The 15278-nt window shown below is 66.7% G+C and carries 6 protein-coding genes and 1 tRNA gene; 5 read left to right on the forward strand and 2 right to left on the reverse strand.

Annotation, left to right across the window (positions count from 1 at the left end; translation table 11 throughout):
* Window positions 1–24: 24 nt before the first annotated feature.
* Window positions 25–1245 carry a glycosyl transferase gene (locus tag IEV87_RS04300; protein ID WP_188476435.1) on the reverse strand — a complete coding sequence of 407 codons (1221 nt, stop codon included), beginning with the start codon at window positions 1243–1245 and terminating at the stop codon, window positions 25–27.
* A gap of 17 nt (window positions 1246–1262) precedes the next feature.
* The gene (locus IEV87_RS04305; protein WP_188476436.1) at window positions 1263–2039 is read right to left on the reverse strand and encodes an HAD-IIB family hydrolase; all 777 of its coding nucleotides are present in this window, start codon (window positions 2037–2039) and stop codon (window positions 1263–1265) included.
* A gap of 47 nt (window positions 2040–2086) precedes the next feature.
* Here IEV87_RS04305 and IEV87_RS04310 point away from each other — a divergent pair.
* The 5 genes from IEV87_RS04310 to tssM all read left to right on the forward strand — a co-directional run bounded on the left by IEV87_RS04310 (window position 2087) and on the right by tssM (window position 15269).
* Window positions 2087–2162, forward strand: a tRNA-Val gene (locus tag IEV87_RS04310).
* A gap of 199 nt (window positions 2163–2361) precedes the next feature.
* Complete coding sequence (locus IEV87_RS04315; RefSeq protein WP_188476437.1) at window positions 2362–8157, forward strand: S-layer family protein; 5796 nt, start codon at window positions 2362–2364, stop codon at window positions 8155–8157.
* A 219-nt stretch (window positions 8158–8376) separates the two neighbouring features.
* Window positions 8377–9708 carry a type VI secretion system baseplate subunit TssK gene (tssK, locus tag IEV87_RS04320; protein WP_188476438.1) on the forward strand — a complete coding sequence of 444 codons (1332 nt, stop codon included), beginning with the start codon at window positions 8377–8379 and terminating at the stop codon, window positions 9706–9708.
* A gap of 3 nt (window positions 9709–9711) precedes the next feature.
* On the forward strand, window positions 9712–11679 hold the full coding sequence (gene icmH, locus IEV87_RS22950) for a type IVB secretion system protein IcmH/DotU (RefSeq protein ID WP_188476439.1): 1968 nt from the start codon (window positions 9712–9714) through the stop codon (window positions 11677–11679).
* The gene (gene tssM / locus IEV87_RS04330) at window positions 11676–15269 is read left to right on the forward strand and encodes a type VI secretion system membrane subunit TssM (RefSeq protein WP_188476440.1); all 3594 of its coding nucleotides are present in this window, start codon (window positions 11676–11678) and stop codon (window positions 15267–15269) included. Before icmH ends, tssM begins: the two co-directional genes overlap by 4 nt.
* Window positions 15270–15278 lie beyond the last annotated feature (9 nt).

The raw sequence follows: 15278 nt of genomic DNA on the forward strand, positions 1-15278 counted from the left end.
CGCGGCGCCCTTTCTCGTGCCGGATCAGCTGTAGTCCCTGAGGTCCGCCGCGACCGCCTTGAGCATGTCGGTCATCAGGGAATTGTCGGCGGAATGCACCCTGTTCCAGGTCGGGATGAAGGGGGTTTCCGACGGGTTTTCGAGGAAGATGCGCCCCGCTTCCATGATGTTCTCCGCAAAGAGTTCGGCCGTCTTCTCCTCCCGGTGGCGGTCGACGGCGAGGCCGTTCATCATGGCGTCGTTGTAATAGGCCTCCAGCAGGTCGAGGGCAGAGCGGTAGTAGGTGGCCTTCAGTGTGCGGAAAACCTCTTCGTTGAAGACGGTGCCGTCGGCGGCCAGCTTGCGGAAGATGGCCTTGCAGATGTCGATGGACATGCGCGACAGCCCGGTCGACTTGTCGTCCGCAGACAGGTCCTGGTGCTTGTGGTCGTAGTGGTCGGCGACCTCGACCTGACAGACCGCCTTGGGGGCGAGGTTGCGCCAGGCTTCGGAAAGGACGCCGATCTCGAGTCCCCAGTCGGAGGGAATGCGGAGGTCGGCCAGAATGGACGTTCTCATCGCGAATTCGCCGGAAAGCGAGTAGCGGAAGGCGCGCAGGAAATCGATGTAGTCGCGGTCCCCGATCACCCGTTTCAGCGCGATCAGCAGGGGGGAGACAAGCATGCGCGCCACCCGCCCGTTGATCTTTCCGCCGCCGACGCGGGCGTAGTAGCCCTTGGCCACCTGATAGGGGAAATTCGGATTGACGACCGGGTAGACCAGCCGCGCCAGCAGGTCCTTTTCATAGGTCAGGATATCGCAGTCATGGATTGCCACCACATCGCTGTCGGCGCAGGCGAGCAGGAAACCGATGCAGCCCCAGACGTTCTTGCCCTTGCCGGGTTCGGCGGGGGCGAGGCCGAGGGCCTGAAGCCGCGCCTCGATCTCTTTCATCCGGGGGCTGTCGTTCCAGATCACCACGTGGTTCTGCGGCAGGACCGAGAAGAATTCGCGGGCGTGGCGGTACTGCTGTTCGTCCGCGCGGTCCAGCCCGATGACGATGCGATGCAGATAAGGGACCTGCGCCAGTTCGTTCAGGATGTTTGGCAGCGCCTCGCCCTCAAGCTCGGAATAGAGCGAGGGGAGGATCAGGGAGATCTTGCGCGAAGTGGAATAGCTGACCAGTTCGTGGGTCAGATCCTCGGTCGATCTTGTGCGCAGGTTGTGAAGGGTGGCGATGTTGCCGTTCTGATGAAAGTCTGCCACCCGATGTCCCCGTGTTGCTATCCCAGTTCCGAAACTAGCCGGAGAATACAATCGTTCCAACCGGCGGGACCGGATTTTTCGCTGCGTCGTATCCGGCCCTCGCGTTCGCCGGTCAGGACGGGCAGCGGATTGCCGGAGGGATTGGCGATGATGAAGCCGCGTTCGGCCTTTTCCAGCATCTCCACATCGTTCGGCGCATCGCCAAGCGCGACGGTCAGGGGCGAGCCGTAGCTTTCGGCGATCTCTTCCATTCGGTCCGCCTTGGTGCCGCCGAAGGACAGGGTGAGGAACCGTCCGCCGCGCCGGGCCCGTACGCCTGCAGTCGCCAGCGCGTTCACAAAGTCGCGGGCCTGTTCGCGGGTCCCGGTGAAAAGGCCGGGTTCGGAGAAAGCGCGCCGGCGGGCGTTGGTGGCGGCGGTGCTGGGCAGGCCGGTGTTCTCGGCCACCTCGGAATCGGTCATGTCGCCGAAGCCGCGGAACAGGGCACGCAGATCGCCCGGAATGGTATCGAGCGCGGCGCGAAGATCCCGGTAGGCATCGCCGGTCTCATCGGGCGTGGCGCGGGGCGGCAGCAGACCGGCACCGTTTTCGACGATGGCGGGACAGGCGGCGAGGCGCATCTCCTCCCGCAGGGGGGCGATCTCTGCGGCGGTCTTGGAGGAGGCGATGACCACCGGCACCCCCATGGCGCGGAGGCGGGACAGGGCGGGCAGGGCGGCGGTCCAGCTGTAGTCGTGATGATCCAGCAGGGTGCCGTCGAGATCGGTGAAGACGAGGAGGGGCGGGACGGACATATGGCTCTTGCGGGGCGCGGGGGGCTTTTGCTATGGGCTGCCGGGTCGGGTGATTAGCTCAGCTGGTAGAGCGCTTCGTTTACACCGAAGATGTCGGGGGTTCGAGTCCCTCATCACCCACCATCCCTTTACAAACAATTTCGCACCGAGAGGCGCTATGTGGTCCGATACCTGGCGACAGTCGCCACGGATCGGGCAGGATTGGTGACGCAGTTTAGCAACAAGTGACCCTGCGGCAGGATCCGGCCCAAAAATCGGTTGCTTAAATTATGGCGAGAATGCGACCTTGGCTGCGACCGCGGAATTTACAGGGTGATATTTAATGTCTGGCCACATTCAGTCCGGTGCCGTGCGCAGATCTTCCAAACGCGCGCAGTTCCTGTCCACCACGATCCTCGTCACGTTGCTGTCCGGTCCGGCGCTGGCGGATTCACTGACCTGGAACCCGGCGGGCGATCCTCCGGGGGCGTCGACCGGGGGCAACGGTGACTGGGATACCGCGACGGGGAACTGGGACAACGGGGTGGCCAACGGGCTGAACTTCGTCAATGGCGCGGATGACGTCACCTTCACCGGCACGGGCGATGTCATCTCGATCAACAACGGCGGCACGACGGTCAACCCGTTGTCGCTGAGCTTCGGGGCGGACGGGGTCACGATCAACGGGCCGGATGCGCTGAACGTGGCCGGGTCGATCACCTTCACCAACGGCGCCTTCGGGGCGACCATCAATGCGGAGATGGAGGGGGCTCTGACCTTCAACTCCGCCGGGACGCTCACGCTGACCGCCAACAACAGCGCGAACTTCAACGGATCTCACCAGGTCGGCTCCGCCGGGACGCTGGTGATCGACAACGACAACGCGCTTGGTGACGGCACCGGCAACCTTGCCATCAGCGGGGCGGCCACGGTGGACGTGACCGGTAACAACCTTGCCATCAACGACATTTCCGTGAGCGGGAACAGCAACCTCTCCGGCGGCACGGTCACGGTCGGCGGGCAGGCCCTGCTTCTCGACGGAACGGTGTCCTCGACCCTGCAGGGCGCAGGCAACGTTGTGACCAATACCGGGACCACGACGCTGAACGGCGGGCAGATCAGCGTCACCGGCACGACCACGGTCAGCGGCGGGACCCTGAACGTCGACGCCACCTCGGTGATCGGCGCGACAACGACCGTCGCCGTGAACGGCGGCACGCTTGCCAACGCCGGGACGATCGGCGCCGACACGACGGTCAACACGGGCGGTACCTTCGATTCCTCCGGCACCACGGGGAACGTGACGGTCGCGGGCGGCACGCTGAACCAGACCGCGGGCACCATCGCCACGCTGGACAGCAACAACGCGGGATCGGTGTCCAACCTGACGGGCGGGGCCGTCACCGGCACGACGACGATCAGCAACGGCACGGTCAATGTCGGCGACGGCGCGAACGACGGAACGCTGACCGGGACCACGACGCTGAGCGGCGGGACGCTGAACGTCAACAGCGGCACGGTCGGCACGGTGAACGGGTCGGCGGGCAACATGAATGTCGCCGAGACCGGCAACCCGACCAGTGTCGGGGCGGTAACCAACTCCGGCATGACGCTGACGCAGACGGGGGGCACGATCGCCTCGCTCGCCAGCAACAACGCGGGGGCGGTGTCGAACATCAACGGCGGCGAAGTCAGCGGCACCACCACCATCACCAACGGTACGGTGAGCGTGGGCGGCGGCACGCTGACCGGCGCGACCTCGGTCGCCACCGGCACGCTGAACGTGACCAGCGGGACAACCGGCGCGGTGGACATCGCCAGCGGCGCGGTCAACATCAGCGGCACGCTCGGCGGGACCACGGTCGGGGCCGTCACCAACTCCGGCGGGACTTTGACGCAGACCGGCGGGACGGTGGCATCGCTCGCGAGCGACAACGCGGCGTCGGTGTCCAACATCAACGGCGGCGAGATCAGCGGCACAACGTCCGTCACCAGCGGCACGGTGAACGTCGGTGGCGGCACGCTGACCGGAGCCAGCAGCGTCGGTGGTACCGGTACGCTGGCCATCACCAGCGGCACTGTCGGGGCGGTCAGCGGTATCGCCGGCACGCTGAACATCAGCGGCTCACTGGCGGGAACCACCGTCGGTGCGGTGTCGACCAACGGCACGTCGGTGACCATGTCGGGCGGTACGGTGGACAGCTTTACCACGGCGGGCGGGCCGGTTGCGCTGAACGGCGGCCAGATCACCAACGCGGCAAACCTGAACGGCGGGGCGGTGACCATCGCCGGGGCCGACATCCAGGGCACCACCACGGTCGACGGCGCGTCCGTGACCATGAACTCGGGCACACTGGCGGGCATGCAGGTGACGTCGGGCGACGTTACGGTGAACAACGGCACGACCGGGGCAGTGACCAACAACGCCACCTTCACCCTGACCGGCGGCACACTGGGCGCGGTGACCAACACCAACACCTTCATCCACTCCGGCGGCACCGCCGGAAGCATGAACAACTCCGGCACCTACCGGCTGACCGGGGCAGGCACGCCGTCGGTGACGGGCAACGTCACCAACTCCGGCACGCTCGACGCGGCGACGGATGCGGGGGCGCAGAGCCTGACGGTCGGCGGGTTCTTCGACCATTCCGGAAACATCACCGATGCGGGCGGGCTGTCGATCACGGCCGGGTCGGTGATCCTGCGGTCGGGCGCGCTGTTCAACGGCACCAACGACCTTGACGGGGGCATCCAGTTCTCCGGGCCCGTCACCAACGAAGCGGACCTTGACGTGACCGGCGCGATGACCCTGACCGGGGCGCTGGTCAATAGCGCGACCGGGGTGCTCGACATAGGGTCGGCGGTGGCCATGGGCGCCAACGCGGTGACCAACAACGGGACGATGAACGTGCTCGCCGCCGGGACGGTGACGACCACGGGCGGCGTGACGAACAACGCGACGATGGACGTGGACGGCACCGTCGACGGCGGCGTCGCCAACGCGGCGGGCGCGGGGCTGAACCTTGCCGGGACGATCACCGGCGATCTCGGCAACTCCGGCACCACGGTGGTGGACGGTGCGGCCAGCGTGAACGGTACGACGACGAACGCCAGCACAGGCACCTTCACGGTGAACGCGGGGCAGAGCCTGACGACGCCGACGCTCACCAACTCCGGCACCTTCACCCTGAACGGCGACCTGCTTGGCGGGACGACGATCACCAACAGCCTGGCCTCCGGTGTCTTCAGCCTGGGCGCGGCGGGCAGCATCACCGCGGCGGACACCCTGCTGAACCAGGGCGGGGCGAGCTTTTCCATGGCCACCGGGTCCACCGCGGGCTTCACCGGGTCGATCAACAGCCCGGTGGACGGCATCGCGGGCAGCGTCGTGAACACCGGCGCCGGCAGCACGGTCACCGTGGGCGGCGCGCTGACGGCGGCAAGCGGGGTGGTCAACGAAAGCTCTGCCTCGATGACGGTTTCGGGGGGCGGCGTGATCAACGGAGATGTTACCAACTCCCGCAGCGCGGGGCTCGACATCGACGGTACCGTCGCCGGGTCCGTCACCAACCAGACCTCGGGGACCGTGGCCCACTCCGGCACGATTACCGGCGACCTGAACAACCTTGTCACGGGCGTCACGACCGTGGACGGCGATGCCGCGGTCAACGGAACGACCGACAACGCCGGCACGCTGACGGTCAACGCGGGCAACACGCTGACGACGCCGGTGCTGAACAACACCGGCACCACGACGGTGAACGGGGACCTTGCCGGGTCCACCGCGATCACCAACACGCAGGCGGCGGGCAACATCGGCCAGATGACCGTTTCGGGCACCGGGACGATCACGGGCGGCGGCGCGCTGATCAACAACTCGGACGCGGATTTCACGGCTGCCAACGGGTCGACCGTGGGTGTTGCAAGCATCCAGAACACCGACACCGGCAGCACGGTCGCGCTGAATGGCACGGCCAACGTGACCGGAGCGATCACCAACGAAACCGATGCGACGATGACGGTTGCCGCAACCGGCGTCGTGACGGCCGGCGGCGCACTGATCAACCAGAGCGCGGCGGACATCACCACCGCGGCCGGGTCGTCGGTCACGGCGGACAGTGTGCTCAACACCGGGGCGGGAACCGCGTTCAACCTGGCTGGCACGCTGACGTCAACCAATGACGTGGTGAACGCGAACAGCGCCGCGCTGACCGTGGCCACCACCGGGACGGTCACCGGCAACGTGGTCAACCAGTCCGGGGCCACGCTGACCCATGGCGGGACGATCGATGGCACGCTCGACAACTCTGCCACCACCATCGTGAACGGCCCGGCGACGGTGACCGGGGCGACCACGAACTCCGGTGCGCTGACCGTCAACACCGGCGCGTCCCTGACGACGCCGATGCTTGGCAACACCGGCACCGCCACCTTCAACGGAGATCTCGCGGGCGCGCTCACCAACTCCGGCACGTCGACGTTCAACGGCAATCTGACGGGGTCGGCGACGAACAGCGCGGCGGGCACGCTGAACTTCTCGGGGGCCAGCACCATCGGCGGCGCGGGCACGGTGGACAACGCAGGGACCATGAACGTGACCGGCACGATGACCGGGGGGACGACCTCCAACTCCGGGACCCTGAACCTGACCGGCGGCGCGAACAACGTCACCAGCGCGGGCACCCTGAACGCCACCGGCGCCACGACGACCGAGGGTCTGACGACCCAGGCCGGCAGTACGCTGAACCTGAACGACGGGGTGTCGGGATCGACGCTGACCGTCAACGGCAACGCGGATCTGAGCGGTACAGGCAACGTCGACATCAGCCTGGCGACCAACTCCACCTCCGGCGACGCCATCATCGCGACGGGCACGCTGACCGGTACGAACTACAACCTGAACTTCAGCAACACGGGCGGCGCCAGCGGCGGTAACGTGAACGTCACGGTGCTTCAGTACACGGGCGCCAACACGCTGACTTTCGGGACCGTGACAGGCCTCGGCTCCTCTGGTTCGTTCGACTACGTGCTGGTCGACGACGGGGTCGGGACGGTCAGCGTGCAGTCCTCCCTGTCTTCGGGCGTCGGTTCGCTCGGTGCCACCGTGGGTCTGACGCAGAGCCTGATCGGCACGATCATCAATCGTCCGACGAGCCCCTTCGTCGCCGGCTTCGTGCCTGAAGAGGGCGGCAATCCCTGCGGCAACGGTGGATGGGCACGCCTGACCGGCGGGCGGGCAGATGCGGAGGGCGACTTCTCCAATGCCACGGGCCAGTCCGGCACCACGCCGATCGGGCTGAACTACGGCGGTATCCAGGTCGGCGCCGACCTCGCCTGCTTTGACGGGTATTACGACGGCTGGAACATGGCTTTCGGGACCATCGGCGGGGTCAACAAGGGCAAGACCTCCAACCCGGTCTTCGGGGTGAACGCGGTGACCGGGGTGCTTGATCCGACCAACACCCTGTCGCTGACCAAGACCGAATTCACCCAGACCTATGGCGGCGTCTACATGTCCGCCAACCGGGGCCGGTTCTTCGCAGACCTTCAGTATCGTTATGAGGATACGGAGTTCTCTACCACCAACACGGCGACGGCGGCAGGCAACCCGACTCTTGGTCTGAACAACACCAAGTACAAGAGCGAGGCGAACACGATCTCCGGTTCGCTCGGCTACGCCTTCCCGATCGAACGGGTGTCGGGGCTGGCCTTCGTACCAACCGCCGGTTTCGCGATCACCAAAACCAAGCTCGACAACATCGTGAACGCCTCGGGCGACGTTCTGGCGACGCAGGACCGGACCAGCCGCACCGCCTTTGCCGGGGCGACGCTGTCGCGCAGCCGGATCGCCGAGGACGGGCAGAGCGCCATCAACTACTTTGCGACGGCGACCTACTACCACGATTTCTCGGACGAGTTGCAGGGCACCTTCACCTCGGCCGGGACCCCGTCGAGCTTCACCATCGACAACCTCGGCTCCTACGGGGAACTCAGCGCCGGTATCAACTATACCAAGCTGCTGAACCCCGGGCAGCTTGGCCGGGCGCGGCAGTTCGATGCCTCGCTCCGGGTCGATGGCCGCAAGAGCGGGAACCTGGAAAGCTGGGGCATCACCGGACAGGTCCGGTTCCAGTTCTGATCCGGGGCACATCTTCTGAACCGCCGGGCCGCGCGCCCGGCGGTTTTTGCGTAAAGGTGTTGGCGGATGCCGCTCACAGTCGTAGGTTGCCCGCGTCGGCGCGGGACCGGCACGGGACGGGCGGGGGACTTCGCTTGACCGTGGACCCCGGCGCGGACAAAAATGTATTTGCAGAACGACGGTTAGACAGGCCGGGCATAGTGGGAGACCGTTGAGGGAATGTCGCGATTCAGCAAGGTGGTCTGGAGGGAAGGGCTGTTTCTAAAGCCGCAGCACCTTCAACAGGCGGACAGATACGTCGAACGGCTGATCGCGGCGCGGACCGAACACCTCACGCCCTATCCCTGGGGTATCGTGGAATTCGAGGTCGACGACGCGCAGTTGCGGCAGGGTCGTCTGGGGCTCGCCAAGATCAGCGGGATCATGCCGGACGGGATGCCCTTTGCCGCGCCGCAGATCAACGACCTTCCGCGCGAGATCGATGTGCCGGAGGAGGCCATCGGCAAGACCATCTGGCTGACCCTGCCGAACGCGCCGCAGAACGGGCAGGAGATGGGGCTGCTGGAGGACAAGGGCACCCGCTACGTGATCCGGGAGGAGACCAAGGTGGTCGACAATTCGCTCGCCAGCCGGAACGAGGAGGCGCTGGAAATCGCCGTCCCCCGGCTGGAACTGTCGATCCGCGACAAGGCGCCGGACGGGTTCCAGGCGATCTGTCTTGGCCGGGTGTCGGATGTGCGCGACGGGACGGTGGTGACGCTGGACCAGACCGTGCCCCCTGTCGGGCTGGTGCTGGACTGCCACCGCGCGTACCAGGGATACCTCAAGACGACGATCGGCGCGATCGAGGCGCGGCTCGAGGTTCTGGAGCGCTATGCGGCCGATCCCAGTTCCGCAGGGGGAATGCAGGACAAGGACTACCTGATGCTGATGGTGCTGAACCGGGTGCTGCCGGTCCTGCGCCACCTTCAGAACCTGCCCTGGGTGCATCCGGAGCGGCTGTACGAACAGCTGCTGGCTCTGGCCGGGGAACTGACGACCTTCGAGGATCAGGACCGCAAGGTGCGCGACTATGGCCGTTACCGGCACGATCAGCCGAAGGATACGTTCTCTCCGCTGATCGCGGACATCCGGCGGCTTCTGTCACGCGACGTGGGCCGGGCGCTGCGGCTGCCGCTGGAACATCGCGGCGACAACCGGTTCCGCGCCGATGTGAACGACCCGAACCTGTTCGCGACCGCCAGCTTCGTGATCGAGGTGAAGGCCGATCTGCCGCTGACCCAGATCCAGCAGCAGTTCCCGAGCTTCTGCAAGTTCGGCCCCGCGTCGCGGATGCGGGACCTGATCGTCAACAACCTGCCGGGGATCACCCTGGTGCACACGCCAAACCCGCCGCCCCAGATCCGGGTGGTGGCCAACCACGTCTACTTCGTCATCGACAAGATGAATCCGCTGTGGCGGGATTTCTCGACGGCGCCCACCATCGGGTTGCAGATCGCCGGGGCCTGGCCGGGGCTGGAGCTGGAGCTGTGGGCGATACCGGGGAAATAAGCCATGGCCGCTGACAACGACGACGACCGCACGGTATTCGGACAGAAGCTGCCGCCGCAGGCGCCGCGGCCAGGCCAGGCTCCGGGGCAGCCGCCGGCGCAACAGCCTCCGGCGCAGGGTCAGGGGCAGGGTGAGGGGGACCGGACCGTCTTCGGCATGCGGGTGCCGCCGCAGCAGCCCGCGCCGCCGCCGCAGGCACCCTATCCGCCGCAGCAGCCTCCGGCGCATCCTCAGGGGGGGCAACAGCCCTATCCGCAACCGCCGTATCCGCCCGCGCAACCGCCGCAGGGCGGTTACCCGCAGCCGCCCTATCCGCAACCGCCGCAGCCCCCGGCCTATGGTCAGCAGCCGCCCTACGGCCAGCCGCCGCAGCAGCCCTATCCGGCACCGCAGCCACCCGCGCGGGGCGGGGACGACACATGGTTCGGGGGGCGCGTGCCGGGGTCGGCCCCGTCTCCCCAGGTGCCGCCGCATCAGGCACCCCCGTCGCATGGACAACCGTCCTATCCGCAGCCGCCCTACGCGCCGCCGCCGCAGGGTCAGTTCCCGCCGTCCAATTCCGGCTGGACCCAGTCCCCGCAGGGCTATCCCGCACCGTCCTATCCGCAGCATCCGCCGCAACAGCCACCCGCGCCGGGCTATCCGAACTGGTCGTCGGGCGCGCAGCACGTGGATCCGCAGTTTCCCTCGGCTCAGCGTCCGCAGGCCGCGCCGCGTGCCCCGTCGGTGCCACGCATCGCCTTCAACGACGCGCTGCGCGGGGCGGGGCTGGACATCGGCACCTCGTCCAACCCGATCATCGCCGCGGCGTCGGACCTGCTGATCCTGCTTGGCCGCCTGCGCACCGGCATGGTGGAGATGCAGGCGATCCCGCTGCGCGACCACGTCGTGCGGGAAATCAACAGCTTCGTGCAGAAGGCCCAGTCCGCCGGCATCGCGCCCGAGGATATCGAGGTCGCGCGCTATGCGCTGGCCGCCACCGCGGACGACATCGTGCAGACGGTTCCGGGGTCCGATCCGGGCTACTGGGCACAGTTCTCCATGGCGGCCGAACTGCTGAACGACCGGTCCGCTGGGATCGGGTTCTTCGCGCGGCTCGACCAGGTGATCGGGCTGGCGCATCAGCGGCGGCACGTTCTTGAGCTGATGTTCGTCTGCCTCTCTCTCGGGTTCGAGGGCAAGTACCGGACCGAACCGAACGGGGCCGTGGCGCTGACCCGCCTGCGCAACGAGGTCTACCAGAGACTGCGGGCCGCGACGCCGCGCCCCGGTCAGGACGTGTCGGTGCGCTGGACCCCGGTGATCCTGGGCGGGCGGCGGCGGAGTTCCGTGCTGCCGATGTGGATCGTCGGCGGGGTGGCGGCGGCGATGGTGGTTGCATTGTTCGCCACGCTGTCGTGGATCCTGTCGACGGAGGCGCAGGCGGCGCAGGGCCGGATCCTTGCCCTGCACAACCCGGCGGACCGTCCGATCATCCAGGCGACCGGAGAGGTCAAGCGCACCGAATACGAGGCAGAGGCCCCCGCGCAGCTGGACCGGATCAAGGGCCAGCTTTCCGAGGAGATCGCCGACGGCCGGCTCAATGTGGAGATCAAGGGCGACTACATCGCCATCCGCGTCGGGCCTGTGCTGCGGTTCAAGTCGGGCTCGGCCGATCTGAGCGAGGATTTCTCAGCCATGGCCAAGATCATCGCGGCGGTGCTGGAATCCGAACCCGGCGAAATCGTGGTGGAGGGGCATTCCGACAACATCCCGCTGCGCGGCACCGGGCGCTACAAGACCAACGAGGCGCTGTCGGAGGCGCGGGCCGGTACGGTCCGTGACCTGCTGGTGCAGACGCTGAGCGATCCGACCCGTGCCACCATCGTCGGCGTCGGGCCGAACCAGCCGCTCGATACCGAAAACACGCCCGAGGCGCGGGCCAAGAACCGCCGGGTGGAAATCCTTCTGAGGCAGGAACAGAAGCAATGAGATGGCTCTCCAAGCTCTGGAGCAAACCCTGGGCGCGCATTCCGATGACCGTTCTCGGCGTGCTCTGCATCTGCGCGGCGATCTGGTTCGGGCTGGCGATGACGGGGGTGGAGCTGCTCCAGTCCGGTCTGCTGCGCGGCGGACTGATCGCGCTGATCCTTGTGCCGATCGGGGTTTATTACCTGATCCGCTACCTGCGGCGCCGCAAGGCCGCGCAGGAGCTGGAAGAGAGCCTGATGGAAACCCCGGTCGGGGACGGCGCGGTTCTGGCCGAACGCATGCAGGAGGCGCTGGCGCGGCTGAAGAAGGACGGCGGGGCGACCTATCTCTACGACCTGCCGTGGTATGTCATCATCGGCCCGCCCGGCGCGGGCAAGACCACCGCGCTGGTCCATTCGGGGCTTGAGTTTCCGGGTACGGACAAGGCCGCCGTCGCCGGTTTCGGCGGGACCAAGAACTGCGATTTCTGGTTCGCCGAAGACGCGGTGATGATCGACACCGCGGGCCGCTACACCACGCAGGACAGCGACGCGCGCGCCGACAACATGAGCTGGGCGGCGTTTCTCGACCATCTCAAACGCGCGCGGCCGAACCAGCCGATCAACGGGGTGATCCTGGCGTTTTCCTGCGAAGACATGATGACCGCCAGCGACGACGATCTGGACAGCCACGCGCTGACCGTGAGGAAGCGCCTGTCGGAACTGCACGAGAAGCTGCGCATCGACGTGCCGGTCTATGTCATGTTCACCAAGGCGGACATGATCGCCGGCTTCCGCGAATACTTCGGCCCCTTCGGGGAGGAGCGGCGCAAGAACGTCTGGGGCGTGACCTTCCAGACCGGCGACCGCAAGGAGGAGACCTACCGCGCGGTTCCGGCGGAATTCGATGCGCTGATCTCGCGCCTGTCGGACGAGGTGACGGACCGGCTGAACGAAGAGCCGGACAGCGTCACCCGGATCTCGATTTTCGGTTTTCCGGGGCAGATGGCGCTGCTGCAGCGCAACGTCAGCGATTTCCTGCGCCGGGTGTTTCAGAAACCGCAGGAAACGGGGGCGATCCTGCGCGGGTTCTACTTCACCTCGGGCACGCAGGAGGGCACGCCGATCGATCAGGTGCTTGGCACTGTCGATCTGGCCGGGGACGGCGGCGGGCTCGGTCTGGGGTTCATGTCCGGCAAGGGGCGGAGCTATTTCCTTTATGACCTGCTCAAGAAGGTGATCTTCGAGGAACGGGACTGGGTCGGCTATGACCTTCGCACCATGCGGCGGCGGGCTCTGATGCGGTCGGTCGCGTCGCTGACGATCGCGGTCGCCTGTCTCGCCGCCATGGGGCTGTTCGGCTACGCCTTCTGGCAGAACGCGACACTGGTGCGGGCGGCGGAGCAGCAGTCGCAGCTGTACCACAAGGAAGCCGAGCCGCTGTTCGCTGCGACGGAGATCACCGATCCCGATCCCTCTGTCACCATCAGCGCGCTGGCGGTTCTGCGCGAAATTCCGGGCGGTTACGGCAATCCGGTCGAACAGCCGTTCTACGAACGCGTCGGCCTGTCGCGGCGCAAGGCGGTGCGGACGGCGGCAACCACGGCCTATCACATGGGGCTTGAGCGACACCTGCGTCCGCGGATGATGCTGTACCTCGAGAACGAGCTGCCGCAACTGGTGGCGGACCGCCAGCTGGACCGGGCCTATCACGCGCTGAAGGTCTACATGCTGCTGGCGCGCGAACCCAATGCCAAGGCGGACGATCCGTCCATCGTGGCCTATTTCGCCGAGGCCTGGCTGCCCTATTTCTCCGAACCCGGGCAGGACAACGAATATCGCGAGATGATGGCGCATCTCGCCGCCATGCTGGAGCTGGACGACAAATCCACCCCGCTGGTGAAGGCCAACGGCACGCTCATCAGCTCGGTGCAGAAGGAAATCGCGCCGCTGTCGCTCGCCGAACGGGCCTATTCGTCGATCCTGAGCGATGCCGCCGACATGATCCCCTTCAGCGTGGTGGAGGAGCTGAGCGGTGCGAAGATCGACCAGGTCTTCCGCACGACGGACGGCACACCGCTGGAATCGCTGATCGTGCCGGGGCTGTTCACCTATGGCGGGTACTGGAGCACGTTCCGCGACGAGATGGAGAACGCGCGCACCCGGCTTGAAGACGAGAAATGGGTGCTGGGCGAAGTTGGCGAGAAGGCGGATTACGAACGCCAGCTGACCGGGTTGGCGGGCGATCTGCACGCGCTTTACCGGCGCGACTTCGTGGCGCGCTGGACCGGCATGCTCGACCGGATCGAACTGGTGCCGATGTCCAACGGCGCGCCGCAGTTCCCGTCGCTGGCGGTAGCGTCGTCCGCCGCCGCCTCGCCGATCCTGCAACTGGCCGAGGCGGTGGACCGTGAGACGCGGCTCAGCCGGTTCCTCGACATGATCGAGGGGGCGGAGGTGTCGCCGGAGGCGCTGGCCTCGGGCGACATCGGCAACCAGCTGGCGGATGCGGGGTTCGACGAGGTGGAGCGCCGGTCCGGCGCGCTCAAGCGGATCGCGCTGAACATGATCCGCGACAAGGCAAAGTTCCAGGGAAGGGCGGGGGCGGCCTCGGCTTCTCCGCTGCAGCGCCAGCAGCTTGAACAGATCGAGGCGCCGCTGGAGAAATGGCACGCCTTCGTCAAGGGCGACCCGGTGCTGCGCAACCGGCCGGTGGACGTGGTGCTGGACGGGCTGAAGGACATCCTCACCAACCGGCAGGCCGCCGCGCGCAGTCCGACTGGGCTCGAAGAGCAGGGGCTTCAGGATGCGCTCAACAGCCTCGTGCAGAACACGCCGTTCTACCCGGAACAGATCAACGTGTTCATCAACCAGATCGAACGCGAATTCCTGACGATCTCGGCCAATGCCAGCATGAAGGAGCTGAACCGTGCGCTGGCGGAGGAGGTCACCGCCTATTGCCGCCAGAACGTCGAGAACCTCGCGCCCTTCGCCAATGGAAACCGGTTCATCCCGACCAACGCCTTCGGAGAGTTCTTCGGGCACAACGGGCGGATGGACAAGTTCTACCAGACCTACCTGCGGGACCACACGCAGCGCGCCGCCGACGGCTCCATCGTCGGGCGGGAGGACAGCCCGCTTGGTGCACGACTCGCCTCAGGCACGCTGTCGCAGTTCGCGCGGGCGGAACGGATCCGGCAGGCCTTCTTCCCGCCAGATGCATCCACGCCGTCGGTGGTCTTCACGATCCGGCAGCTGCAGAGCTCTGACCTCGTGGAGGGCAGCTATCTCGACCTCGGGGACCGCAAGGTGCAGCTGCTGCCGAATTCCTCAGGCTCCCGCGTGACCTGGCCGGACGACCTGTCGCAGATCATCCTGACGGCCCTGCCGCAGCGGCCCGAGGCCTCGAACACCGAGGGTTACAACGGGGGTCAGTGGGCGATCCTCAGCTTCCTGGAACGCGGACGGGGGCGCCCGCAGGGCTCTGCCGTGGACATCACGCAGAACGTGGGCGGGAGGCCGGTCAAGTTCCGGCTGGAGTTCGACTCCATCACCGTGCCCTTCCTGATGCGGGAGCTCAGGGATTTCCGCTGCCCGGCGACGTTGGAATGAGGATGCGGG

This window comes from Primorskyibacter flagellatus (genome assembly GCF_014638275.1).
Classification (GTDB): Bacteria; Pseudomonadota; Alphaproteobacteria; order Rhodobacterales; family Rhodobacteraceae; genus Pseudooceanicola; species Pseudooceanicola flagellatus_A.

Coding starts and splice junctions, on each gene's coding strand:
- IEV87_RS04315 (WP_188476437.1), top strand. CDS start 2,362: ATGTCTGGCCACATTCAGTCCGGTGCCGTGCGCAGATCTTCCAAACGC.
- IEV87_RS04305 (WP_188476436.1), bottom strand. CDS start 2,039: ATGTCCGTCCCGCCCCTCCTCGTCTTCACCGATCTCGACGGCACCCTG.
- tssK (WP_188476438.1), top strand. CDS start 8,377: ATGTCGCGATTCAGCAAGGTGGTCTGGAGGGAAGGGCTGTTTCTAAAG.
- tssM (WP_188476440.1), top strand. CDS start 11,676: ATGAGATGGCTCTCCAAGCTCTGGAGCAAACCCTGGGCGCGCATTCCG.
- icmH (WP_188476439.1), top strand. CDS start 9,712: ATGGCCGCTGACAACGACGACGACCGCACGGTATTCGGACAGAAGCTG.